Raw genomic sequence first — 23,950 nt, forward strand, 5'->3', positions numbered from 1 at the left:
TCGGGTAATAAAACATCAAGCTTAGTTATACTCTAGCTCTCGCAGTCCATACCCATAAACAATAAAACGATAGAGGTAGTATTGATGGAACAAAACCTTACCAAAGAGTTAGAGCAGGCCACAGCTATATATAAAATGGTAGTAGAGTTTTTTGTAGCCTATAGCTTTCAAATACTCGGTGCCATTATTGTTTTGTTGCTGGGCATTTGGCTGGCCCGCAAGGTCAGCAATTGGGTACTGGGGCTACTGGAGAAAAAACAGTTTGATGTAACCCTCAGCCATTTTATCGCCGCCGGCGTTAAAGTTTTAATTATTGTAATGGTGGCGATTATTGCACTGGGCAAGGTCGGCATCAGTGTCACCCCCTTCTTGGCCTTGTTGGGTGCTGCATCCTTGGGTGTGGGCTTGGCTATGCAGGGCATGTTGTCCAATTACAGCGCCGGCTTCCACATTATTATTACCCGTCCCTTTGTGGTGGGCGACACGATTAGCGTGCAAGGAGTAACCGGCCAGGTTGATGAAGTACGCTTAGCTTATACCCTATTGGTGGATGAGGACGGGGTGCGTATTAGCATACCCAATAAACATATAATTGGTGAGATTCTGCATAACTCCCAGCAATATACCTTGGCGGAGCTAGGTATAGGTATTGCCTACCACGAAGACCCAGAGCAAGCCATCAAGTATATAGAGCAAGCCCTCAACCACCTGGACTGTTTACAGGGGCTTAAGCCAGCCCAGCTAGGCATAGCCAGCTTTGGTGATAGCAGTATTAATTTAGGCATACGTATTTGGTTGCCTACCCAGCAGTATTATCAGCAGCTGTATCAAGTCAATCAGGCTATTTTTAACGCCTTGAGAAGTAATGGTGTTGATATTCCTTTCCCGCAACGGGAAGTGCGGTTATTACAAGACGCGCAGCAGTAAATATAAGCCGGCTTTTAAGGCTTAACTTCATCCTCTTAAGTTTATCTCTATACGCTGTGCCATAGCTTGGGCTAGGGCACAGCACACCTCTGTTTTTAAAATTGGCCTGTTTTATGCAAACAAGCCTGTATTAGCTGGGTAGTGCGCCCCAAAAGTCAATTTATCGGCTGTCACTACCTGCAAAACTACAATTCAAGCCAGCCGCCGTAGCTAGCGCCAAACATCTGACAGGGTTTGGCATTGCTTAACCAAGGGCTAAAGCTAAAGCTAGAGGTAAGAGGAGACGCACGATGAATGTAGGTCGTACTGATATTAATAATTTACTCAGCCAAATGCGTGAGATGAAAGCCGCTACCATGCCTGCCGGTCAGGCCGGTGTAGAGCTGCAGGGCACCCAGGGTGTGCAGCAGGCCTTGAATGGCCGTATAGAACAGGCCGATAGCAGCTCGCCTAGTTTTTCTACCATGTTCAAAAGCGCCGTCGATGGGGTTAATCAGTCACAAAAAACCGCCTCCAGCCTGAAGGTCGCTTATGAGCAGGGCGTGCCGGGGGTGAGTCTGTCGCAGGTGATGATAGCCTCACAAAAGTCCTCGGTCGCGTTTGATGCCATGACTCAAGTACGTAACAAAGTCGTAGAGGCCTACAAAGACGTGATGAATATGCCGGTTTAATCGGCCTATTGCGGTATATCAACAAGCTAAACTAAAGAGAGAATAATATGGCGGCAGAAGGCGGCTCATCACTACCACAAAGCCAGATGTTTGAAGGTTTTAGTGGTTTAAATCTTATGCGTCAGCTGGGGCTGATGATAGGTTTAGCTGCCAGTGTGGCTATAGGTTTTGCCGTGGTGTTGTGGTCACAGGGTGAAGATTATAAGCCTTTGTATGCCAACCTGGATCGTATGGACCCCAGTGCCGTACTCACCATCTTAGATAGCAATCAAATTGCCTATAAAGTGGATGAAAAAACCGGAGCCTTAATGGTCGCTGCCAACCAAATCCACGATGCCCGGCTAAAGTTAGCGGGTGAGGGTATCTCTGCTGACGGCAGCTTTGGCTTTGAGCTGATGGACAAAGAGCGCCCCCTAGGCACCAGCCAGTTTATGGAAAATGCCCGTTTTAAGCGCAGCTTAGAGGGGGAGTTAGCCCGTACCATTACCAGCATACGACAGGTACGCGCGGCCCGTGTGCACTTAGCCATACCCAAAACCTCTGCGTTTGTGCGCGATTCCCGCAAGCCTACGGCTTCGGTATTTGTTGATTTGTATAGCGGGGTAGGCATAAACCCACCACAGGTTAGAGCCATTGCCAATTTAGTGGCCTCCAGTATCCCCGAATTAGCCTTGCAGGACGTCACCGTGGTCGATCAGCGCGGTAACTTACTGTCCAATTTTGAAACCGACGAAAAAATGGTGGCTGCCAACAGGCAGATGGAATACACCAAGGAGTTAGAACAACGCTACGTAGAGCGTATTAATTCCATTTTGGTACGTATCTTAGGTGAAGATAAGTTTAGAGCTGAAGTCAGTGCCGATGTGGACTTTACCGAAATAGAGCAAGCCGAAGAGCAATTTAACCCTGACTTACCCGCCATACGCAGTGAGCAAACCCTAGAAGAAGGCCGCGGTGCTGGTGGTGGGGTAGGCGGTGTGCCCGGTGCCTTAAGTAATCAGCCGCCTTTGGATGGTGCAGCCCCCGAAAATGCCACCGCGCAAGGCGGTGCAGCGGATGCGGGCGGAGGCAGCAGCCGAGTGCAGGCTACCCGCAACTATGAGCTGGATCGCACGGTGAGTTACACCCGCCATCAAACCGGCAGAGTGCGCCGCCTGAGCGTAGCGGTAGTGGTGGATAATATGGTGAAAAAAGATGCCACCACGGGTGCTATGAATTCAGTGCCCATGCCCCAAGAAGAGCTGGATAGATTGTCCGTGCTGGTTCGCGATGCGGTGGGCTTTGATGCCGCGCGTGGCGATAGCGTTAATATTATTAATGCCGAGTTTATCCCCATCCCCGAGCAGGAGATGGAATTAATCGAAGAGCAGCCCCTATGGCAGCAGCCGGAAATGGTTAATCTGGCGAAAAAAGTGCTAGGGGGCTTATTTGTCTTGGTGATTATTTTTGGGGTGTTACGCCCGGTTATGCGTAACCTTACAGACACCTCTAAAGAAATGCGTGAACTAGAGGCGCAGGAAGCGCTAAACGACTTATCCGCGGACTTAGGCGGTGATTTAGCTGATGAAACCGTTACTTTATCCGGTGGCGATAGTATGCTGCTAACCGGCCCCGGGCAAAATTATGAGCAGCAAATAAATGCTGTAAAAGGCTTAATTGCCGAAGACCCCGGCAGAGTGGCACAAGTAGTTAAACAATGGGTGAACAGCGGTGAGTGATAATGAAGCAGCGGGCGGCGCTGAAACAGTCAATATAAGCAAACTGGATCAAGCAGCGATTTTGCTGATGTCGCTAGGTGAGAAAGAAGCTGCCGAGGTACTTAAGCATCTGGGGCCCAAAGAAGTGCAGCGCATAGGCACCGCCATGACCGCCCTAGAAAACGTGCCGCAAAAGCACGTAGAAACCGTGATGACTAACTTCCTGCATGAGGCGCGCACCTTAACCGGCCTGGGGGTAGGTTCTGACGGCTATATACGCAATATGCTGGTAGAGGCGCTGGGTGACGATAAAGCCAACTCCCTGGTTGATAGGATTTTACTGGGCGGTAATACCACCGGCCTAGATACGCTTAAGTGGATGGATGCCCGCGCCGTGGCCGATATTATTCGCCACGAGCATCCGCAAATTCAGGCCATCGTAGTCTCCTACCTAGATGGTGATCAGGCCGCTGAGGTGTTGGCCAATCTGCAAGATAAAGTACGCCTAGATATTGTTATGCGGGTGGCAGCACTGGATTCGGTGCAGCCCAATGCCCTGCAAGAGCTAAACGATATCTTAGAGCGCCAGTTCTCGGTAAGCTCAGGCTCGCAAACCAAAGAGATGGGGGGCGTAAAAGTCGCTGCCGAAATCATGAACAACCTAGACAGCAGCATGGAAAGCGAGCTGATGGACTCCATCAAAGAGGTGGACGAAGATCTGGGCACACAAATTCAAGACCTTATGTTTGTATTCGACAACCTCAAAGGGGTGGACGATCGCGGCATACAAGCGCTATTGCGCGAGGTTTCCTCCGAAGTGCTTATCTTGGCGCTCAAAGGCTCCGACGAGGAGCTCAAAGAACATATCTTTGGCAATATGTCTAAACGTGCTGCCGAGCTGTTACGCGACGATCTCGAAGCCAAGGGCCCAGTCAAACTCAGCGAAGTGGAAGGGGCGCAAAAAGAAATTCTGGTTATTGCCCGCCGTATGGCCGACGCCGGCGAAATTATGCTGGGTGGCGGTGGCGAAGAAATGCTGTAACACCACGCTGCTCTGGTGCTTACCGCGCCAGCGCTTAGCTTAAAGCTGTATTGGGTTAATGAATGAAAAATACTGATCGTATCCCCGCCGTGCAATCATTGAGCTTCCCCCGCTGGGAACTGCCTGAGGTGAATGAAGGGCAAATTGTGCAAGCGGAAAAAACCCGCCGCGATATCGCTCGTGGCGAAGCCCCCAGCATCGATAAAAACCTAGTGGTCTACAGCAAATTAACCGTGGGCCAAATTGAAGAAATTAGCCAGCGCATCAAACAGGATGTGCAGCAACAGGCCTACCAAGAAGGGCTGCAGCAGGGCTTAGATAAAGGCTATAGGGCAGGCCTGCAAAAAGGCCAAAAACAAATCCAGCAACACTTAGAGCGGCTGCAGTCTATTACTGCACAATTAAACGATGCCCTACAGGCTCAGGATAATGAGCTAGAGCAGGTGCTGGTAGACCTAGCCACCGGCGTGGCCGAATCCATATTACAGCGTGAGCTAAGCCTAGATGCCAGCCATATACAGCGGGTGATACACGACGCAATAGCCGCGATAGATGCGCAAGCACAAAAAGTGGATATTTACCTTAACCCCCAAGATTATAAATTTGTCACCGATATGGGGCAGGTAGAGCCTCAGTGGCAGTTGCATGCTGATGCCAGTGTGAGCGCAGGGGGCTGCCGAGTAAGCAACCAATACAGCGTTGCCGATTACAGCACTGAGCAACAATTTCAGCAAACGGTTAGGCAGCTAGTCGATAGCCGCTATGCCGAATTGGCCAGCGATCAGGCGGCCCTGCTCACTAAGCCTGCCGACGATCAGTCCGGCCCCGGGGCATAGGCCTTATATGAGTCGCCCCTTATTTAGCCAGCGCCTACAGCATTACCAGCCCAGCACCGCAGTGCAGAGCAAGCCGCTGGTATACGGCCGCTTGGTACGCGTGGTGGGCATGACCTTGGAAGTAATGGGCTTGCAGTTACCCATAGGCCATCGCTGTGTGGTCATTAACAGTGAGCAGCATCAGGTAGAGGCCGAAGTAGTAGGCTTTGCCGAGCATAAATTATTTCTTATGCCTATACAGCAATCCTCGGGTTTTACCCCGGGGGCAAAAGTATTGGCTATAGACTATCAAGACCGTGTGCCAGTAGGTGCCGAGCTGCTGGGCCGAGTCATAGACGGTGCTGGTAGGCCCTTAGACGGCAAAGGGCCGCTTAACAATAGCGGCTTTATTGCCATGAAAGGCGAGGCCATCAACCCCCTAGCCAGAAAGCCGATTAGCGAAACCTTGGATGTAGGCATAAAAGCTATCAATTCGGTACTGACCGTGGGCAGGGGCCAGCGTATAGGCTTATTTGCTGGTTCCGGTGTGGGTAAGAGTGTGTTGCTGGGCATGATGACTAAATTTACCGAGGCCGATATCGTCATCGTAGGCCTAGTAGGTGAGCGGGGCCGTGAGGTTAAAGAGTTTATAGAGCACACCTTGGATGAAGAGGGTATGCGCCGGGCCATAGTGGTAGCAGCCCCAGCCGATGAGGCACCGCTGATGCGTATGCGCGCCGCCGCGTTAGCCACCCGTTTGGCAGAGTATTATCGCGATCAGGGTAAGCATGTGCTATTGCTGATGGATTCATTAACCCGCTATGCTCAGGCCCAGCGTGAAATCGCCCTTTCCATAGGCGAGCCGCCAGCCACTAAGGGCTATCCGCCCTCGGTGTTTTCTATGATTCCCAATCTGGTAGAGCGGGCGGGTAATAATGCCGATGGCACCGGTTCGGTAACGGCCTTTTATACCGTATTAACCGAGGGCGACGACCTGCAAGATCCAGTAGCCGATGCCTCACGGGCGATATTGGATGGTCACATCGTATTGTCGCGCGCCATCGCGGACGAAGGCCATTATCCCGCCATAGACATAGAGGGCTCTATTAGCCGCGCCATGCAAAATATCGTGTCGGAGCAACAGCTCAAACAGGCTCAGCGCCTGCGCTTTTTGTACTCACGCTACCAGCAAAGCCGCGACTTAATCAGCGTGGGTGCCTATGTGGCTGGCAGTGACCCAGAAACCGATCTAGCCATAGAAAAACTTCCCGCCATTAAGCAGTTTTTGCAGCAAGGTTTAAACGAGTCTTTTGATGTGAGCAGCAGCTTTCAGCAGCTCAATACCGTGATCGCAGCACCTGCGGCGGCAGAGAGCTCTGGGCAAATGCCCGCAACTAACGGTAACCGTTAATGGCGCAGGGTTAAGCTATGGCTAAGAAAAGTTCACAGCGCTTACAAGTGGTTTTAAAGCTAGCCCATATTAAGCAACAGCAAGCAGCGGAGAAACTGGCCCAAGCTGCAGCTGCCGTGCAGCGTAACCAGGCACAGGGTGAGCAGCTCAGGGTTTACCAAGGCGAATATAATAAACACTTTCACAACTATGAAAACCAGCCGGTAAGCAGCCAGCAAATGCGCAATTACCAGCGTTTTTATAGTGATTTGGAAGAGGCCGTCTACACCCAGGATCAGCGCAGCTCGGTGGCGGAAACTCAGTTTGAATTTCATCGCCAGCAATGGCAAAAGCGCTACGCCAGTGAAAAAAACATGGAAAAATTAGTGGTCCGTAAACAGCAGCAAGAAGACCAAGAGCAAGAGTTAAAAATACAGCGCGAACTAGACGACAGGGCCAGCGGTAAGCGTAGTGAATTGGCCGATTAAGCTTTAAGCAGTGTTGATTTAGGCATAAAAAATATACCGTTATGACTGGTATTAGTTTTTCCGTACGCTATAGTCACTACTACCTATATAATCATATAAAATTGAACAGTTCAGTGAGGCGTTTTAATGGCAATAACATCGGTTATCTCAGCGGATGGAAGTGAATTAACCATAGCTGTTGAAGGGAGATTTGATTTTAGTTCGCACCAAGATTTTCGTCGTGCCTATGAGGGGCAGCCCAGCCAAGTAGCGCGCTATGTTGTGGATTTGCAAGAAACCACTTATCTCGATAGCTCTGCATTGGGCATGTTACTACTGCTAAAAGATTATGCTGGTGGTGATGAGGCGGATATATCAGTCGTTAATTGCAGTGATGACGTTAGAAAAATATTGGCGATTTCCAATTTCGAGCAATTATTTACTATTAAGTAATTGCTCAGCGAGTGAGTGTACCCCCGTAGCATAGATGCTTACCCCCGCCGTTATAAAAATACTGGTTGTAGATGACAACCCCACCGATAGGCTGGTGCTAGAGACCATACTGCGCAAGCAGGGGCACCAGGTTGTTTCCGCCGATAACGGTTTAACGGCGCTACAGCTGTTTCAGCAAGAGCAGCCCGACCTGATTTTACTCGATGCGCTGATGCCCGGCATGGATGGGTTTGAGGTTGCGGAGCGCATCAAAAAACAAGTGGGTGAAGACTTCATCCCCATTATCTTTCTTACCTCTTTACAAGATGCTGACTCCCTCGCGCGCTGTTTAGATGCCGGCGGTGATGATTTCATCAGCAAGCCCTATAACAGCTTAATACTACGCGCCAAGATCAATGCCTTCACCCGCATGCGGGCCATGAACCACACCCTGCTAACAAATCGCGATCAAATCTCCGAACACAATCGCATGTTGATACGCGAGCAGGAGGTAGCCAAGCGAGTATTCGACAAAGTCGCCCATGTGGGTTGTTTAGATGCCGATAACATTAAACATTCGCTATCGGCAGTGTCGGTGTTTAACGGCGATGTGGTGCTGGCAGGGGTTAATGCGCTGGGTAATCTGATGGTGTTTTTAGGGGATTTTACTGGTCACGGTTTAGATGCTGCGCTGGGCGCTATGCCGCTGGCGCAAACTTTCTACAGCATGATTGAAAAAGGATTTAACCATCAAGATATATTGGTAGAAATCAATAAAAAACTGAACGAAGTGTTGCCCGTAGGGGTTTTCTGCTGCGGCTTGTTGGCGGAAATAAATTTTCACGAGGGCACGATAAAGGTATGGAATGGCGGCCTGCCTGATTGCGTAATCTATAAGCCCGCTAGTGGCGAGCTTAGCCTGCTTAAATCTAGGCATTTACCTTTGGGGGTGCTGCCTGCCAGCCAATTTAATAGCCGAGCAGAAATGTATGATGTGCATGTGGGCGATAGATTGTATTTGTGGTCGGATGGTATACATGAGGCGGAGAACCACCGGGGCGAACAATTTGGCGAGCAGCGTTTATTTGATGTCTTTCAAAACAATAGCCGGCCTGAAAGTTTATTTAATGAGGTGAACGCGGCCGTTAATCAATTTATAGGCGCCAGCGAACACACTGATGATATCTCGGTAATGGAAATTACCTTAGTTAGTCCAGAAAATTTTAAAGCTAGTCATGTGCTGACGCAGGATAGTAGCTTTGCCGGCCCCGATAAGTGGAGCATGAGCTATGAATTAAACCCCGATACTTTGCGTTCATTTAATCCCTTGCCGCTAATGCTCAATGTGATTGTACAGGTGCCCATGTTGCGCACTTTTAGTGGCCAAATTTATACTGTACTCACAGAACTTTTTAATAATGCATTAGATCACGGTGTGCTCAAGTTGGAGTCGGCGACTAAAAACTCTAGCGAAGGCTTTAGTCATTATTATCAAAGTCGTGAGGTTTTACTGCAAAATTTGCAGGCTGGCAGTATACGCTTTGACCTAGACTATCAAGGTGGCCGCAAAGGCGGTGCGCTAATCATTGATGTAGTCGATAGTGGGGATGGCTTTGACTATCAGAATTTAGGCTTGGCTGGGGGTGACGTTTATAGTGGCCGCGGCGTTCATTTAGTTGCAAAACTGTGTTCTACGTTAGAGTATAGAGGTAGGGGCAATGCAGTGAGGGCTGTTTATAGCTGGGGCGAGTCCGCGTTCTGACTTAGCACCGCATAGGCAGCAATGCCCAAAGTGAATAAGAAAAATTAACAATAAGGTTAAGACATGGTACTGGAACATTTGGATATGGAATCACTAGAAACTCTACGCGAAGTAATGGGGGCAGAGTTTACCCATTTAGTAGAGACGTTTATCACCGACAGTGATATGCGTGTTACCAGTATAGCTGAGACGGTTAATGCGGCCGACGCAGATGCGATAAGGCGTGCAGCTCACAGCTTAAAAGGTAGCGCCAGTAATATGGGAGCGTTGAGCCTAGCGGATTTATGTCGTCGCCTTGAGAGCATGGGCGCAGAGAGCAAGTTAGAAGAGACCCACGACTTGCTGGAACAAGTTCGCAAAGAGTATTCGCTAGTTCGAGAGGCGCTTCAAGCCCTTTAAAAATCAACCGCATAACCTGACTTAAGCCCTGCAAAAACTTGGCATTTAAACTGCATTATTCCTCACAGCGATATTGCGTTGTATAGGGGAATAAAATGGATACAGCTAGCCAGTTACTGCTAGGGCAAAGCAGCCCGGCCACAGCACCCGGTGTGGATAAGGCTGCTGGTGTAGGCTTGGGTGCTAAAGCTGCGTCTACAGCCAAGGCCTCGCAAGCCCAGGGCCACAGCGAGTACAGCCAGCCTGCCGCTGCTGATAAAGCTTTTGCCGAGCATATGGCTAGCGCTGCCGAACCCGTTAATAGTGTTAATAAAAGTTCACGTACAGCGACCCCCCATTTCGATTTTAGTCAAGAAGCTCTGTTGGCCAATGGCCTCACACCCGAACCGGCTTTAGCCGATAGCGGCAATGGTTTGCAGTTTGCCGGTGAGTTATTGCCAGGCTTATTGCCTCAAGCTATGGCGGGCTGGAGTGTCAGCGGCCAAACTCAGTCAGCAGCAGCCACATTATCCGGAACTGACCCTGCTACCACTAACAATGGCAAGTCAGGGTTGCCCGCTGGTTTAGAGCAGCAAATTGCCTGGCAAACCCCGGCTGGCGTTAATGGCCAGGCTGCCGCAACAACGGGGACGCTAGCTGCAGGCAGTGCCGCGGCAGCGCCACTGCCACAACAAAGCGCCCAAGCACAGGGCATGGTGATGATTATGGATAACCTCAAACAGCAAGGGGCTGCCGCTAATGGTGAATTGTTGTTAGACCCAGAAGCGCTAGCTGAACAATGGTTGGACGGAGAAGCGATCAATAGCTCTGGTAGCAACCAGCCAAAAAGCGCCGCCGGCCAACTCAATGCCATTCAGGGTGGTCAGAATAATGTCATCAATAGCTTAAACTCAGGGCTAGGGCAAAATCCGCTGGCCGGTCAAGGTGCCGCGCTGGGCACCGGGCAAAGTGCTGAGGCGCTGTTAGCTGCCAATGCCACTTCAGTACAGACGGATATAGCAGCGGCTGGCGTGGGCGCTGATAAATTATCAGCTGGCCTTGCCAGCCTAAGCGCGAGCTACCCCAAAGTTGAAGGCGGGGGCAGTTATGCGCAAGCGGCCAGCCAGTCATTTCAAACTTCGGTGTCCACCCCCGTGATGGCACAAGGCTGGGGCGATACGGTGATGCAGCGGGTGATGTGGATGAGCTCGCAGCAAATACACAGCGCCGAAATTCAACTAGACCCGCCAGAACTGGGTTCTTTAATGGTTAAAATTAATACCAGCCAAGAGCAAACCACCGTCAATTTCACCAGCCCGCATGCCGCTGTGCGTGATGCCCTGGATCAAAACCTACCTAAGTTGCGCGAGCTTATGGCCGAGCAGGGGGTGGACATGGTTAATGTCGATGTTTCTGAGCACGCCGGTCAGGATAAGGCTGAGCAGGGCGATGACGAGGCTGAGGCAGGCCAAGGTGGCATCCTGGCCCAGCAGGCTGATGAGGCGGGCGATGATAGTCAGGCTGAGGCGGCAGCATCGTTAGAGCCTATGGGCTTGGTTAACGCCTACGTCTAAAGGCAAGCTTAAAGATTGAGTTACCTCACAAATTTGACGTGATACTGCGGGTATGAATTTGCAATAAATTCACCCGCAACCCTCCTTATTTTTAGTCAGCTGCATTACACTCCTCTCTGGCTGGGATATTTGTGTGATTGCGCAAATATTACGCTAAGCAATTGTTTTTAAAAAAATAAAAACTGTTCTAAGGCTGGCATAGCTTTTGCTGCCAGAGGATAGAGCGTTCAATGCGGCGGAAAAATGGCATGGCAGAAGAAGACAACGAAGTAGCAGAAGAAGAAACCACGGCGAAAAGCGGTAAGGGCAAACTTATTGCGATTATTGCCGTTGTATTATTGCTAATAGGGGGCTCAGTAGGGGCAACCTTATTTTTCCTAGGCTTTTTTGATCCACCACCTCCTACCGAGGAAGAGTTAGCGGCAGCCGCTGAGGCGGCACCAAAAGGCAAGCCCGATGCGATGTATTTCCCTATTAAACCGCCTTTTGTGGTCAATTTTCAGTCGCGTGGTCGGCAGCGTTTTTTACAAACCGATGTCACCATTATGACTCGCGATCCCGAAGTGTTTGCCATTATTCAAAAACACTTGCCGCTAATTAAAAACCGCTTGGTGATGATTTTAGGGGGCGGTGTTTACCAAGAGTTGCAAACCAATGAGGGTAAAGAGCTTATGCGCCAGCAGGTTATGCAAGGGGTGCAAGCTGTAATCACCGAAGAATCTGGCAAAGAAGATGGTGTAGAGCAAGTGCTATTCACCAACTTTGTAATGCAGTAACAGGGTGGCAATGAGATGGCTGTAATAAATTATATGCTAAATGCGATAGAGGGCTAACGTGCAGGACTTACTGTCACAAGAAGAAATCGATGCCTTATTGCACGGCGTAGACGATGGCGATGTTGATACCGAAGACGATTTGGATTTTGACGAGGCGCGTTCCTACGACTTAACCAGCCAAGACCGCATTGTGCGTGGGCGCATGCCCACCCTAGAGATGGTCAACGAGCGTTTTGCTCGCTATACCCGTATTAGCTTGTTTAATTTATTGCGCCGCACTGCTGACGTAGCGGTAGGTGGTATACAAATACAAAAATTTGGCGAATACGTACACACCCTGTATGTGCCTACCAGTTTAAATATGGTTAAGCTGCGGCCGCTGCGCGGCACCGGCTTAATTATTTTTGATGCCAAACTGGTGTTTAAATTGGTGGATAATTTTTTTGGTGGCGATGGTAGACACGCTAAAATTGAAGGCCGCGAATTTACCCCCACCGAGTTACGGGTGGTGGAAATGGTATTGCGCGATGCCTTTGTCGATTTGCAAGAGGCTTGGAAGGCGGTATACCCAGTTCAGTTTGAGTTTGTAAACGCCGAAGTTAACCCCTCTATGGCCAATATCGTCAGCCCCAGTGAAGTGGTGGTGGTAAGCACCTTTCATGTAGAGCTAGATGGTGGTGGCGGTGATATGCATATTACCCTGCCATACTCCATGATAGAGCCCATACGCGAAACCCTGGACGCCGGTTTACAAACCGATGTGGATGATGTGGATGATCGCTGGGTTAACTCCCTGCGTGAAGATGTTATGGGTGCCACGGTGACGTTGAACGGCACCATAGCCAAAAAACAAATATCCTTGCGCGATATATTAGATTTACAAGAGGGTGATGTCATACCGGTGGACATCCCCGATACCATGGTGTTATTTGCCAATGATGTGCCAGTATTTAATACCAAGCTAGGCGTATCCAAAGGCAATATGGCCTTACAAGTAGTTGATAAGATTGATCGTAAATCCTTATCTTAGACACAAAATATTAGCCGCACCCAAGTGCAGATTAGTGGAGCTTTACTATGAGCGATGATGAAGAAGTCAACCAAGATGACATGGCCGATGAGTGGGCCGCTGCAATGTCAGAACAGGGGGTTGAAGCCGATCAGGATGATATAGATGCGCTGTTATCCGGTGCGCAAGAAGATACCGCTCCCGAAGCAGAACCTGCGCCTATGGAAGAGCTAACCGATACCTCCGTGCCCAGTGGTGATGCCCCCGATTTGGATGTGATCTTAGATATACCCGTGCGTATTTCTATGGAAGTAGGTAACACCCAAATCAGCATACGCAATTTACTGCAGCTAAATCAGGGCTCGGTGATAGAAATGGATAGGTTGGCCGGTGAACCGCTGGACGTTTTGGTTAATGGCACACTCATTGCTCATGGCGAAGTAGTGGTAGTCAACGAGAAGTTTGGCATACGCATGACTGATGTGATTAGCCCTTCAGAACGTATTAAAAAACTGCGGTAAGGCTTATGAGCAATAAAGCATGGCCAGCAATGCAACAACAGCTGTGGCAGTTTATGGCGCTGTTATTGTTGCCACTAGCGTCCTTGGCTGCGGAGCCTGCCAAATCGCCGCTAACTTCCATCAAGCATGGTGAGGCCGTAACAACTTCTAGCCCCTTAACAGTGTTGTTAGGCTTATTGTTTGTAGTGGGTTTGATTTTGCTGTTGGCCTGGTTGGCTAAGCACTATAACAAAACCGGCTTTATGGCCAACCAGCACATGAAGGTGGTGTCTACTTTGTCCCTGGGCACCCGTGAAAAAGCCGTACTCATTGATGTGGGTGACAAGCAAATTTTAGTCGGGGTAGCACCGGGCAGTGTTAATGCCCTGCATGTGTTTGACGAAAAAATAGTTGTTAGTGAGGCTGCGCAGCCTCACGATTTTGCCAATAAATTAAAGCAGTTTATTCATAAGCAACAAAACCCCAGTGCTGAGAGCCGCAAGCAATGAGTCGTTTTTACACTATTTTTAGCCTGCTAGTACTGTTGTGTTTTACGCTTTCCGCCAACGCCCAAAGCAGCTCGACCAGCTCTATTAACTCTGCGGCTACTGCGCTAAGCCAAGCCGCTAGCCAATCCTCGGCTGGTATACCGGCGGTTAAACTGACTACCAATGCCGATGGCAGCCAAGAGTACACGGTGACTCTGCAGATTCTGGCATTGATGACGGTGCTCACCTTATTACCGTCTTTTTTAATTATGATGACCTCCTTTACCCGCATTATTATCGTGTTTGCGATACTGCGGCAGGCGCTGGGCTTGCAGAGCTCGCCCTCATCACAAATTCTATTAGGCCTAACGGTATTTCTCACAATTTTTATTATGATGCCGGTGTTTAACGAGGTAAACGACACTGCGGTGCAGCCTTATTTAAACGAGCAGATGACCTCGGTGCAGGCTTTAGAGGTGGGCTCTAAACCGTTTCATTATTTTATGATGTCGCAAACCCGCGAGTCGGATTTAGATTTGTTTATGCGTATCTCAAAAACGGAGCCGGTAAATAGCCCCGAAGAAGTCCCGTTTTTTGTATTGGCGCCAGCCTTTGTTACCAGCGAATTAAAAACGGCTTTTCAAATAGGCTTCTTATTATTTATACCTTTTTTGATTATCGACATGGTGGTGGCAAGTGTGCTCATGGCCATGGGTATGATGATGTTGTCACCGGTAATCATTTCCTTGCCCTTTAAAATTATGCTGTTTGTGATGGTGGATGGCTGGGCCATGATTATAGGCACTCTCGCTGCCAGCTTTGGTCATTAGGGTGCTGCTATGACGCCTGAAGTTGCCCTGGATATTTTTCGAGAAGCGATTTTTATTATTATGCTAATGGTTGCGGTTATGGTTGTGCCCAGCTTATTAGTGGGTTTGATAGTGAGCATGTTTCAAGCGGCGACCCAGATCAATGAGCAAACCTTAAGTTTCCTACCTCGCTTATTAATTACCTTAACCTCTCTGGTTGTTGCAGGGCCTTGGTTGCTTAACAAGGTCATGGATTTTTTTATTCGTCTGCTGGAGGCCATCCCTACCTTGATCGGTTAGGGCATAGGTTAATAACCCATGGTAGAAATCACAGCGGCACAAATAGGCGGGTGGTTAGGCCAGTATCTTTGGCCGCTGTTTCGTATTAGCGGTTTTTTTATGCTGGCACCTGTAGTGGGTAGCCAGTTGGTGCCAGCTCGCATACGTTTAATGCTCTCTATATTGACCGCTTTGGTTTTAGCCCCCGTGCTGCCTGCTATGCCCGCTATTGATGCGGTAAGTTTAAATTCGGCTTTTATTACCATCCAACAAGTTTTAATTGGCGTGGCCATGGCTTTGGCCTTACAGATGCTGTTGCAGGTATTTATTTTGGCGGGGCAAATGATTGCTATGCAAATGGGCTTGGGTTTTGCGTCCATGGTAGACCCCAGTAACGGCATTAGCGTTACCGTCGTCAGTCAGTTTCATTTGATGTTGGCCACCTTATTATTTGTGGCTGTGGGTGGCCATCTGGCGATGATAGAGGTGTTGGCGGAAAGTTTTATCGTGCTGCCAGTAGGGGCAGGGTTTATTAGCAATAATGCGCTGTGGAGTATTATGGGCTGGTTTACTTGGATGTTTGCCGCCGGAGTATTAATGGCGCTGCCAGCGGTCACCTCTTTAATGATAGTCAATGCCGCGTTAGGGGTGATTACCCGCTCGGCACCGCAGTTTAATATTATGACTATAGGTTTCCCGTTTATGGTTATTTTGGGTTTGGCCATAATCTGGGCCACCATGGGTAATTACCTGCCGCACTTCGAATACTTCACCCGCGACGCCCTGGATATGATGGCCGATTTAGTGGCTATACGTTAGCGCTTTTACTGTAAGTATTTATCGATAATTGCCTGTAAAGTACCTGCTTTTTGTAGCTGTATTAGGCTGTTATTAAACTGCTGTACGCGTTCGGCTTTATTTGATTTTTTACTAATAAGTACATGCACATCTGTGGCATAGATTGTGTAGGGATGAATTTCAATTTGATCTAATATGCCCAACTCACGCAAGGTGTGGCTGCCAGACATGGCATCGGCGATATAGCCATCTATGCGACCTTTTAATAATTTTTTAGGGTTTATAGATTCTTTGCTTACGACCTGGGTAAGTTTTTTAAACTCTGGCTTAGCCATCATTTTTTCGAAGGCCTCGCCATTGTATACACCGCGAGTTAAGCCCAATTTAAACTTGGTTTTTATAAGATCATTTAGATCGTTAATGGCATAGCTTTCACTGCTGCCTTTACGTACAAATAAAGCTCGGGTTTCTTGTCGGTAGGGTTGAGTGAAATAAGCCCATTGCTCCCTTTCTTTGGTGTACGAGGCGCCAGAGACCAAGTCGACCTTTCCTGCCTCTGTGTCGCTTAGTAATCGTTTCCAAGGCATGCTTTTTAAGCTTAGCTGGCAATTCATATTATCTAATATGGCTGTCACTAGCTCTATATCCAGGCCGCTGATTTCATCGCGTTCATTTTTATAGGCGTAGGGTTGCCAGTGCTCCCAGCCCATGCTTAAGCGGCAGTCTTGAGCTTGTGTGGGCAAATGGCAGGCCAGTATTAAGAGGGCGATCAGGGCTTTTGGTTTGAGATAAGTCAATAAATACATAAGTAAGGCTCTAGTGGCGGCTGTACATAGTATTAAGCATATAGGCAATTTTCTTATTGGGTAGTTTTTGGTTTGTTTTTTGTTCACTTTAAGCTTAGTGCTTGTGCAGCTACAGCTGCTGGTGGATCTAGGCACAAGTCTTGCTCTATAGCTGTAATAAGAGGTGGTTGCGATTTTTTTGACGCTGGCCGCCGTCGTTATACTTTAATTGAGTGCTAGCGTGGCAGAGAACGAAAACGGCCAGGAAAAAACCGAAGAGCCCACCCCCAGAAAGCTGCAAAAAGCCAAGGATGATGGCCAGATAGCCCGTTCTAAAGAGCTAAACACCACCTTTGTGCTAGTGGGCGGGGTGCTGGGTTTAATTAGCTTTGGCGGTGATTTGGCCGAAGCCTTAAAAAACGTGATGCGCTATAACTTTAGCCTGGATAGAGCCGCTGCCTTTGATGAGCAAATGATGGTGGCTCATTTGGCGGCCACCGCCTATTCCGCTATTCAAGCCCTCACTCCCTTTATGTTGATACTGGCTGTGGCTGCCTTTGTGGGCAATATTCTGCTGGGCGGCTGGATGCTCAGCGGCAAGGCGCTAATGCCTAAATTTAGCCGCTTAAATCTTATTAAGGGTATGGGGCGTTTGTTTTCTGCCAATTCGCTGGTGGAGTTAACCAAGTCTTTGGCCAAGTTTTTATTGGTCGCCAGTATTACGGCGCTGGTATTAAATTTTTATCAGGGTGAGTTACTTAACTTAGGGGTCTCTTCCATACAAGAGGCGGTGCCGCATGCCATAGAGGTGGTGTCCTACTCGGTGCTGGCTATTAGTGCCACCACGATATTTATTGCCGTATTCGATGTGCCTTACCAGCTGTACTCGCACAAGAAAAAATTAAAAATGACCCTGCAGGAAGTCAAGGATGAAATGAAAGACTCCGAGGGTAAGCCGGAAGTGAAAAGCCGTATCCGGCAGCTGCAACGAGAAGTGGCACAGCGCCGCATGATGGCTGAAGTGCCCAACGCCGATGTGGTCATTACCAACCCCGAGCATTTCTCGGTAGCCTTGCGCTACGACTTAGAGGGCAGTGGTGCGCCGGTGGTAGTGGCCAAGGGTACCGATCAAATCGCCTTAAAAATTCGTGAGATTGCGGTGGCCCACGAGGTCATGATGATGGAGGCACCGCCATTAGCCAGGGCAATTTACTTTACCACCGAGCTGGATGAGGAAATCCCCGGCCAGTTGTATATGGCCGTAGCGCAGGTGCTGGCCTATGTGTTCCAGCTTAAAGCTTATCGCAAGGGTGAGGGGGCCAAGCCCAAGCCTATGGCCGATATCGATGTGCCTGACGATGTGCATTACGGGGTGGATGGCAAAATAATTAGGCCGGATAAGCCAGAAACTTAAAAACTGGAAGGCTTTTTGCTCTATTAGCCTTATTTGCACAATAAACACAGCATATGCCAGAAAACTGGCACCTACATCGAGACGATAAAACAACCATGGCAGTTAACCCCCCCGCAAGCACTAGCCCCATGCAGGCCATCTTACACAGTAATCTAGGTGTGCCGGTGCTACTGCTAACCCTGCTGGGTATGATGATTTTACCGGTACCGCCGTTTTTATTGGATGTGCTGTTTTCTTTTAATATCGCCTTGGCCATTGTGGTGTTGCTGGTTGCAGCCTATGCCTTGCGGCCCTTAGATTTTGCGGTATTCCCCACCATTTTGTTGATTGCGACCTTGCTGCGTTTAGCCTTGAACGTAGCCTCTACCCGCGTGGTGTTATTAGAGGGCCACAAGGGCGGTGATGCGGCTGGTAAAGTGATTCAGTCCTTTGGTGAGGTGGTCATAGGCGGTAACTACGCCGTGGGCTTGGTGGTGTTTTTAATCTTAATGATTATTAACTTTGTGGTGGTGACCAAGGGTGCTGGCCGTATTTCAGAGGTGAGTGCGCGCTTTACCTTGGATGCCATGCCCGGTAAACAAATGGCTATAGACGCCGATTTAAACTCTGGCCTGATTACCCAAGACGAGGCCCGTACCCGCCGCGAAGAGGTGGGCAGTGAAGCCGATTTTTACGGCTCTATGGATGGTGCCAGTAAGTTTGTACGCGGCGATGCGGTTGCGGGTATGTTGATACTGGCCATCAATATTTTGGGCGGCCTAGGCATAGGCATGGTGCAGCATGACTTAGAATTTGGCCAAGCCATGCAGGTGTACTCACTGCTGACCATAGGTGACGGCCTGGTCGCGCAAATACCCTCACTATTACTTTCTACCACGGCGGCCATAATGGTGACGCGGGTAAGCAGCTCCAAGGATATGGGCGAGCAGGTCATGCACCAAATGTTCGAGTCGCCCAAGGCGCTGAGTGTGGCGGCTGCGATATTGGGCTTTATGGGCCTAATCCCCGGCATGCCACATTTTGCCTTTTTAACCTTGGCGGCTATGGCTGGCGGCATGGCCTGGTATATCAACAAAAACGGCGAGCAAAAAATTGAGCAAGCGCAACTGATTGAGCGCGGCGAGCTAGAGCAAAAAGAAGTAGCCGCCAAACAGGCTGCGGAATTACCGGAGCTGGGTTGGGATGATGTGCAGCCGGTAGATGCCATAGGCTTAGAGGTAGGTTATCGGCTAATACCGCTGGTGGATAAATCTCAGGGCGGCGAGTTGCTCAACCGTATTAAAGGTATACGCAAAAAACTCTCACAAGAGGTGGGCTTTTTAATCCCCTCGGTACACATACGCGACAACCTGGAGCTACTGCCCAATGCCTATCGCATTACTTTGCTGGGTGTCACCGCCGGTGAGGCAGAAATTTATCCCGATAGGGACTTGGCGATTAATCCCGGTCAGGTCTTTGGTAAGTTAGACGGCGTGCCAACTACCGACCCAGCCTTTGGCTTAGAGGCCGTATGGATAGACCCCGCCACCAAAGATCAGGCGCAAACCTTGGGCTATACCGTGGTGGATGCTAGCACCGTGGTGGCCACCCATATCAATCAGTTGTTGCAAAAGCATACCTACGAATTATTGGGCCACGACGAAGTGCAGCAAATGCTAGATAAGCTGGCGAAAAGCTCGCCTAAATTAGCGGAGGAGCTGCCCAATGTAGTGCCGCTTAATATGTTGCTCACGGTGTTAAAAAACCTCTTGGCCGAGCAAGTGCCCATACGCGACCTGCGTACTATCGCCGAAGCCTTGGCAGCCAGTGGTGCTCAGAGTCAAGATTCTGCCGCATTAACCGCGGCGGCGAGGGTGGCGCTAAGGCGCGTGATCGTACAGGGCATCTACGGTCGCGACAATTTACTACCGGTTATTGCATTAGATCCAGCTATGGAACAGTTATTGCTTAAGTCTTTACAGCAGTCCCAGCAAGCCGGTAACGGCGATGACATAGTTTTAGAGCCGGGGCTGGCAGAGCGTTTGCAACAGGCCCTGCAGGAAACGGCGCAGCAGCAGGAAATGGCAGGTAAGCCATCGGTATTATTGGTTTCCGCGCCGCTGCGAGCAGTCATGGCGAAATTTATACGCTATAGCGCGGCCGATATGCAGGTGTTGTCTTACGCAGAGATACCCGATGACAAGCAGGTCACCATAGAGAGCACAATTGGTTAACTGCCCAGCAGGGTTAACAGTGGATAGGTTGATAAGCAGCAAGCTTAATAAATAGGTACCGTGATGCAATTAAAACGATTCGTAGCTCCCAGTATGAGCCAGGCCTTAAAAAAGGTCAGGGAAGAAGTGGGCGCCGATGCGGTTATTCTATCGAATAAACGCGTGGCCGAAGGTATTGAGCTGGTGACCGCTATAGACCGACCCGACCCCGATGACAACGGCGTATTTCCTGCGGATATGCAGCCCCACGCCCAGCCGAAAAAGGCCCAGCCCAAGCAGGTCAGCAAGCTGGAGCAAGAAGTCGATAGAATGCAGAATCAAGCCAAGCAAAGAGCCGCTGCATTGGCGGCGACGCTAGGGCGTAGCGAGCAAAACAAATTTGCCGCGGCTATGCAGCAGCAGGGTTTCGACCCGCAGCTCAATCAACCGCAAACTCCCGCAGCCAATGAGATCGGGCAGCTGCAGCAGGCGGAACAAAATAAACAGGCTATACAAGAGGCGGTAGCCGCGGCAGTGCAAGAATATACCCAGTCCCAGCAAAAGACTAGCGCAACGGAGGACCCGCAAGTGCTGCAAATGCGCTCCGAGCTACAATCGATGCGCCAGTTATTAGAGCAGCAATTATCTTCTATGGCCTGGGGCCAGTTTGCCTCCAGCGAGCCGGAAAAGGCTAGCCTATGGCGACGGTTAAAGCGTATGGGCTTAGAGGCCAAAGTGGCCAATCAGCTATTAGAAGGGCTTAGCGAGCTAGGTGCCCAAAAGCATGTATGGATGCAGCTAATGCAGCGTTTAAGTCGCCAGTTGCCCGTAGTGGGCCAGGACTTGATAGACCAGCAAGGGGTATTTGTATTTGTCGGGCCTACCGGTGCCGGTAAAACTACCTCTATAGGCAAGCTGGCTGCCCGCTATGTCATGGCTCACGGTGCTGACAGCTTGGCGCTAGTGACTACCGATACCTTCCGCATAGCGGCTCATGAGCAATTACGCACCTTGGGGCGCATATTAAATGTACCGGTTAAGGTGGTGGATAAAAACAATCCCCTGGATAGGGTGCTGCACGGCCTGCGCCACAAGCAGCTGGTATTGGTCGATACTGCCGGTCTCACTCATCAAGATGAGCGTTTAATCAAACAGGCGCAGGCGATTAATGAGCTGGCTGCTAAAGTTAAAACCATATTGGTGTTGCCTACTACCAGCCAGCCACGAGTGCTAAGGGCCGCTTATCACCACTATAAAACCGATAATCTAGCAGCCTGTATTTTGACTAAGCTGGATGAATCAGCCAGTTTAGGAGAGTGTATTAGCTTATCGGTAGAGAAAGCTTTACCCATAGCCTACAGTACCCATGGTCAAAATATCCCTGAGGATATAGCCATAGCCGAGCCGGTTAGTATTGTGCGCCAGGCCATAGAGCTGGCAAAAGATCAACAAGTCGATGACGAAGATATGAGCGCCGAATTACAGGCCTTAATCAGTTAGCGTTGATAGGCATAATAGGCTTAGCGAATCGCTAGGTATTCAGAACAGTTAGTGTAGAATGCCAGAGCAAAAGGCCATTCTAATAATAGGTAGTAAGGAGCAAACTCAAGCATGAGTAGTGCGCATCCAGTACAAGTAATTGCAGTAACCGGGGGTAAAGGCGGTGTGGGTAAATCCAACGTCTCTGTTAACCTCAGCGTCAGTTTGGCGAATATGGGGCGCCGTGTGGCGCTATTGGATGCTGACTTGGGTTTGGCCAATATAGATGTGCTATTGGGGCTAACTCCCAAGCGCAATTTAGAAGATGTTTTAGCGGGGGAGTGCTCGTTAACTGACATCATGCTCACCGGCCCCGGCGGAATACGCATAATCCCAGCCTCATCGGGCACCCAAAAAATGACCATGCTGGGGACTATGGAGCACGCTGGTTTGATTCACGCCTTCAGTGAAATCAGCAACCAAATTGATGTGTTAGTCATAGACACCGCCGCAGGTATCTCCGAGTCGGTAGTGAGCTTTGTACGCGCCTCACAAGAAATACTGGTAGTGGTTTGTGACGAGCCCTCATCGATTACCGATGCCTACGCCCTGATTAAATTATTGAATCGCGAGTACGGTGTAGACCGCTTTAGAGTGGTAGCCAATATGACTCGCACAGCCCAGGAAGGACGCAATTTATATAACAAACTTACCCAAGTGGCTGAGCGCTTTCTCGATGTGTCACTGCAATACGTAGGGCAGATTCCCTTTGATGAAACTGTGCGCAAGGCAGTACAAAGGCAGCGCGCGGTGGTAGATATAGCACCCAGAAGCAAGGCCGGAATCGCTTTTAAACAGCTAGCTGAAAAGGTCGACTTATGGCCTTTGCCCTCTACGCCTAGAGGTCACCTAGAGTTTTTTGTTGAGCGTTTAGTGCACGGTGCTGCTGAGTAAAAGCTATGGAAATAGCTAAGAGAAATAATAAATGGTTGTAGCGAGTAGATTATCGATGTATAGCGACGTTGAAAGTATTTCGCAGGATGAGGTTGTGGAGCGTTACGCCCCGCTGGTGAAACGTATCGCTCATCATATACTCGCCCGTATGCCCGCGAGTGTGCAGGTAGACGATTTAATACAGGCAGGCTTGGTTGGTTTGCTAGAGGCCTCACGCAATTACGACACTAGCAAAGGTGCTAGTTTTGAAACCTATGCCGGTATACGCATACGCGGCTCCATGATAGACGATGTTAGGCGCGGCGATTGGGCGCCCCGCTCGGTGCACCGCAATGCCCGCATGGTGTCGGAAGGGATACAGGCGGTCGAAAATCGCACAGGTAGAGACGCCAGTGATCAAGAAGTAGCCGATGAGCTCAACATTCCCCTAGAAAATTACTATAAAATTACTAGAGACTCTGCATCCAGCAAATTATTTAGTTATGATGAGCTGGTTAGCGGGGACGATAAACCTGAAGAACAATTGCCCAGTGATGCAGAGAATCCACTAGATGGCATAGAGAGCCAAGCATTAAGAGAGAACTTGGCCCAATGCATAAGCCAGCTACCTGAGCGCGAGCGCATGGTGTTGGCGCTGTATTACGATGAAGAGCTGAACTTAAAAGAAATAGGTATGGTGTTAGGGGTAAGCGAATCCCGAGTCAGCCAAATACACAGCCAGGCGGCCATGCGTTTACGTGCGCGTATGAGCGCTTGGCATAGCGATACACACTAGCGTCAAGCTAGTGGTTTAATGAGTTGTTTTAGTAAGAAAGCTGGCCGCGCCCTAAACTAGGGCTAGACTGGTTACATTATAATTTTACCGAACTCAAAGCGGGTGACTATATGTTTGGAGGTAGCTTTGGATAAAGATATGAAGATTCTGATTGTTGACGATTTTTCAACAATGAGACGTATCATTAAAAACTTGTTGCGTGATCTAGGTTTTACCAATACGTCAGAAGCTGATGATGGTCAAACGGCATTGCCTATGCTGCAAAATGGCAACTTTGATTTTTTAGTGACCGACTGGAATATGCCCGGCATGACCGGTATAGAGCTACTGAAAGCTGTGAGAGCAGATGCCCGCCTGAAGGATATGCCTATCTTAATGGTAACGGCAGAAGCTAAACGCGACCAAATCGTTGAGGCTGCACAAGCCGGTGTGAATGGCTATGTGGTTAAGCCGTTTACCGCTGCGGTTTTAAAAGAAAAAATCGAAAAGATTTTTGAGCGCGTTGGCTAACTCCCCGCAGACCCCCATTTAATAGGG

Annotated in this window: 25 protein-coding genes; 24 read left to right on the forward strand and 1 reads right to left on the reverse strand. The window is 49.5% G+C overall.

What is annotated here, in order from left to right:
• The first annotated feature begins 84 nt into the window (after nucleotides 1-84).
• The 18 genes from NO559_RS02640 (at nucleotide 85) to fliR (ending at nucleotide 15,835) form a co-directional block, all read left to right on the forward strand.
• The gene (locus NO559_RS02640) at nucleotides 85-927 is read left to right on the forward strand and encodes a mechanosensitive ion channel family protein (RefSeq protein WP_258330238.1); all 843 of its coding nucleotides are present in this window, start codon (nucleotides 85-87) and stop codon (nucleotides 925-927) included.
• Between the two features lie 290 nt (nucleotides 928-1,217).
• Complete coding sequence (fliE, locus tag NO559_RS02645; RefSeq protein WP_258330239.1) at nucleotides 1,218-1,598, forward strand: flagellar hook-basal body complex protein FliE; 381 nt, start codon at nucleotides 1,218-1,220, stop codon at nucleotides 1,596-1,598.
• A gap of 47 nt (nucleotides 1,599-1,645) precedes the next feature.
• On the forward strand, nucleotides 1,646-3,316 hold the full coding sequence (gene fliF / locus NO559_RS02650) for a flagellar basal-body MS-ring/collar protein FliF (RefSeq protein WP_258330240.1): 1,671 nt from the start codon (nucleotides 1,646-1,648) through the stop codon (nucleotides 3,314-3,316).
• Entirely contained in the window at nucleotides 3,309-4,337 is a 1,029-nt protein-coding gene (gene fliG, locus NO559_RS02655) for a flagellar motor switch protein FliG (protein ID WP_258330241.1), read from the forward strand. Before fliF ends, fliG begins: the two co-directional genes overlap by 8 nt.
• 62 nt (nucleotides 4,338-4,399) lie before the next feature.
• Nucleotides 4,400-5,173, forward strand: a complete 774-nt coding sequence (locus NO559_RS02660) for a FliH/SctL family protein (protein WP_258330242.1) — start codon at nucleotides 4,400-4,402, stop codon at nucleotides 5,171-5,173.
• Between the two features lie 7 nt (nucleotides 5,174-5,180).
• On the forward strand, nucleotides 5,181-6,563 hold the full coding sequence (fliI, locus tag NO559_RS02665; protein ID WP_258330243.1) for a flagellar protein export ATPase FliI: 1,383 nt from the start codon (nucleotides 5,181-5,183) through the stop codon (nucleotides 6,561-6,563).
• A gap of 17 nt (nucleotides 6,564-6,580) precedes the next feature.
• Nucleotides 6,581-7,030: a flagellar export protein FliJ gene (gene fliJ / locus NO559_RS02670; protein ID WP_258330244.1), complete on the forward strand. Its 450-nt coding sequence runs from the start codon at nucleotides 6,581-6,583 to the stop codon at nucleotides 7,028-7,030.
• 126 nt (nucleotides 7,031-7,156) lie between these two features.
• Nucleotides 7,157-7,462: an STAS domain-containing protein gene (locus NO559_RS02675; protein ID WP_258330245.1), complete on the forward strand. Its 306-nt coding sequence runs from the start codon at nucleotides 7,157-7,159 to the stop codon at nucleotides 7,460-7,462.
• Nucleotides 7,463-7,496: 34 nt separating this feature from the next.
• On the forward strand, nucleotides 7,497-9,203 hold the full coding sequence (locus NO559_RS02680) for a SpoIIE family protein phosphatase (RefSeq protein WP_258330246.1): 1,707 nt from the start codon (nucleotides 7,497-7,499) through the stop codon (nucleotides 9,201-9,203).
• A gap of 63 nt (nucleotides 9,204-9,266) precedes the next feature.
• Nucleotides 9,267-9,602, forward strand: coding sequence for an Hpt domain-containing protein (locus NO559_RS02685; RefSeq protein ID WP_258330247.1), 336 nt, complete (start codon nucleotides 9,267-9,269; stop codon nucleotides 9,600-9,602).
• A 95-nt stretch (nucleotides 9,603-9,697) separates the two neighbouring features.
• A complete protein-coding gene (locus NO559_RS02690) occupies nucleotides 9,698-11,155 on the forward strand; it encodes a flagellar hook-length control protein FliK (RefSeq protein WP_258330248.1) in 1,458 nt (485 codons plus the stop codon).
• A 230-nt stretch (nucleotides 11,156-11,385) separates the two neighbouring features.
• Nucleotides 11,386-11,931, forward strand: coding sequence for a flagellar basal body-associated FliL family protein (locus NO559_RS02695; protein WP_258330249.1), 546 nt, complete (start codon nucleotides 11,386-11,388; stop codon nucleotides 11,929-11,931).
• A gap of 58 nt (nucleotides 11,932-11,989) precedes the next feature.
• Nucleotides 11,990-12,961 (forward strand): flagellar motor switch protein FliM, encoded by a 972-nt coding sequence (gene fliM / locus NO559_RS02700; protein ID WP_258330250.1) that lies wholly within the window; start codon nucleotides 11,990-11,992, stop codon nucleotides 12,959-12,961.
• A 47-nt stretch (nucleotides 12,962-13,008) separates the two neighbouring features.
• Entirely contained in the window at nucleotides 13,009-13,461 is a 453-nt protein-coding gene (gene fliN / locus NO559_RS02705; RefSeq protein WP_258330251.1) for a flagellar motor switch protein FliN, read from the forward strand.
• Between the two features lie 5 nt (nucleotides 13,462-13,466).
• On the forward strand, nucleotides 13,467-13,949 hold the full coding sequence (fliO, locus tag NO559_RS02710) for a flagellar biosynthetic protein FliO (RefSeq protein ID WP_258330252.1): 483 nt from the start codon (nucleotides 13,467-13,469) through the stop codon (nucleotides 13,947-13,949).
• Nucleotides 13,946-14,758: a flagellar type III secretion system pore protein FliP gene (gene fliP / locus NO559_RS02715; protein ID WP_258330253.1), complete on the forward strand. Its 813-nt coding sequence runs from the start codon at nucleotides 13,946-13,948 to the stop codon at nucleotides 14,756-14,758. The genes fliO and fliP overlap by 4 nt, the downstream gene beginning before the upstream one ends.
• A 9-nt stretch (nucleotides 14,759-14,767) precedes the next feature.
• On the forward strand, nucleotides 14,768-15,037 hold the full coding sequence (fliQ, locus tag NO559_RS02720) for a flagellar biosynthesis protein FliQ (RefSeq protein ID WP_258330254.1): 270 nt from the start codon (nucleotides 14,768-14,770) through the stop codon (nucleotides 15,035-15,037).
• Nucleotides 15,038-15,055: 18 nt separating this feature from the next.
• On the forward strand, nucleotides 15,056-15,835 hold the full coding sequence (gene fliR, locus NO559_RS02725) for a flagellar biosynthetic protein FliR (RefSeq protein WP_258330255.1): 780 nt from the start codon (nucleotides 15,056-15,058) through the stop codon (nucleotides 15,833-15,835).
• A gap of 5 nt (nucleotides 15,836-15,840) precedes the next feature.
• Here fliR and NO559_RS02730 read toward each other — a convergent pair whose 3' ends face one another.
• Entirely contained in the window at nucleotides 15,841-16,620 is a 780-nt protein-coding gene (locus NO559_RS02730) for an ABC transporter substrate-binding protein (protein WP_258330256.1), read from the reverse strand.
• 220 nt (nucleotides 16,621-16,840) lie between these two features.
• Between NO559_RS02730 and flhB the strand changes: the two genes are divergently transcribed.
• The 6 genes from flhB (at nucleotide 16,841) to cheY (ending at nucleotide 23,923) form a co-directional block, all read left to right on the forward strand.
• On the forward strand, nucleotides 16,841-18,013 hold the full coding sequence (gene flhB / locus NO559_RS02735; RefSeq protein WP_258330257.1) for a flagellar biosynthesis protein FlhB: 1,173 nt from the start codon (nucleotides 16,841-16,843) through the stop codon (nucleotides 18,011-18,013).
• A gap of 95 nt (nucleotides 18,014-18,108) precedes the next feature.
• Complete coding sequence (gene flhA / locus NO559_RS02740) at nucleotides 18,109-20,226, forward strand: flagellar biosynthesis protein FlhA (RefSeq protein WP_309149053.1); 2,118 nt, start codon at nucleotides 18,109-18,111, stop codon at nucleotides 20,224-20,226.
• 63 nt (nucleotides 20,227-20,289) lie between these two features.
• Nucleotides 20,290-21,705, forward strand: a complete 1,416-nt coding sequence (gene flhF, locus NO559_RS02745) for a flagellar biosynthesis protein FlhF (RefSeq protein ID WP_258330258.1) — start codon at nucleotides 20,290-20,292, stop codon at nucleotides 21,703-21,705.
• A gap of 111 nt (nucleotides 21,706-21,816) precedes the next feature.
• Nucleotides 21,817-22,638 carry a MinD/ParA family protein gene (locus NO559_RS02750; RefSeq protein ID WP_258330259.1) on the forward strand — a complete coding sequence of 274 codons (822 nt, stop codon included), beginning with the start codon at nucleotides 21,817-21,819 and terminating at the stop codon, nucleotides 22,636-22,638.
• A 55-nt stretch (nucleotides 22,639-22,693) separates the two neighbouring features.
• Nucleotides 22,694-23,413, forward strand: a complete 720-nt coding sequence (locus tag NO559_RS02755; protein WP_309149054.1) for an RNA polymerase sigma factor FliA — start codon at nucleotides 22,694-22,696, stop codon at nucleotides 23,411-23,413.
• Nucleotides 23,414-23,539: 126 nt separating this feature from the next.
• Entirely contained in the window at nucleotides 23,540-23,923 is a 384-nt protein-coding gene (gene cheY / locus NO559_RS02760) for a chemotaxis response regulator CheY (protein ID WP_258330261.1), read from the forward strand.
• The last annotated feature ends 27 nt before the right edge of the window (nucleotides 23,924-23,950 follow it).

The sequence above is a fragment of the Dasania sp. GY-MA-18 genome, from assembly GCF_024734385.1.
In the GTDB taxonomy this organism is placed as follows: Bacteria; Pseudomonadota; Gammaproteobacteria; order Pseudomonadales; family Dasaniaceae; genus Dasania; species Dasania phycosphaerae.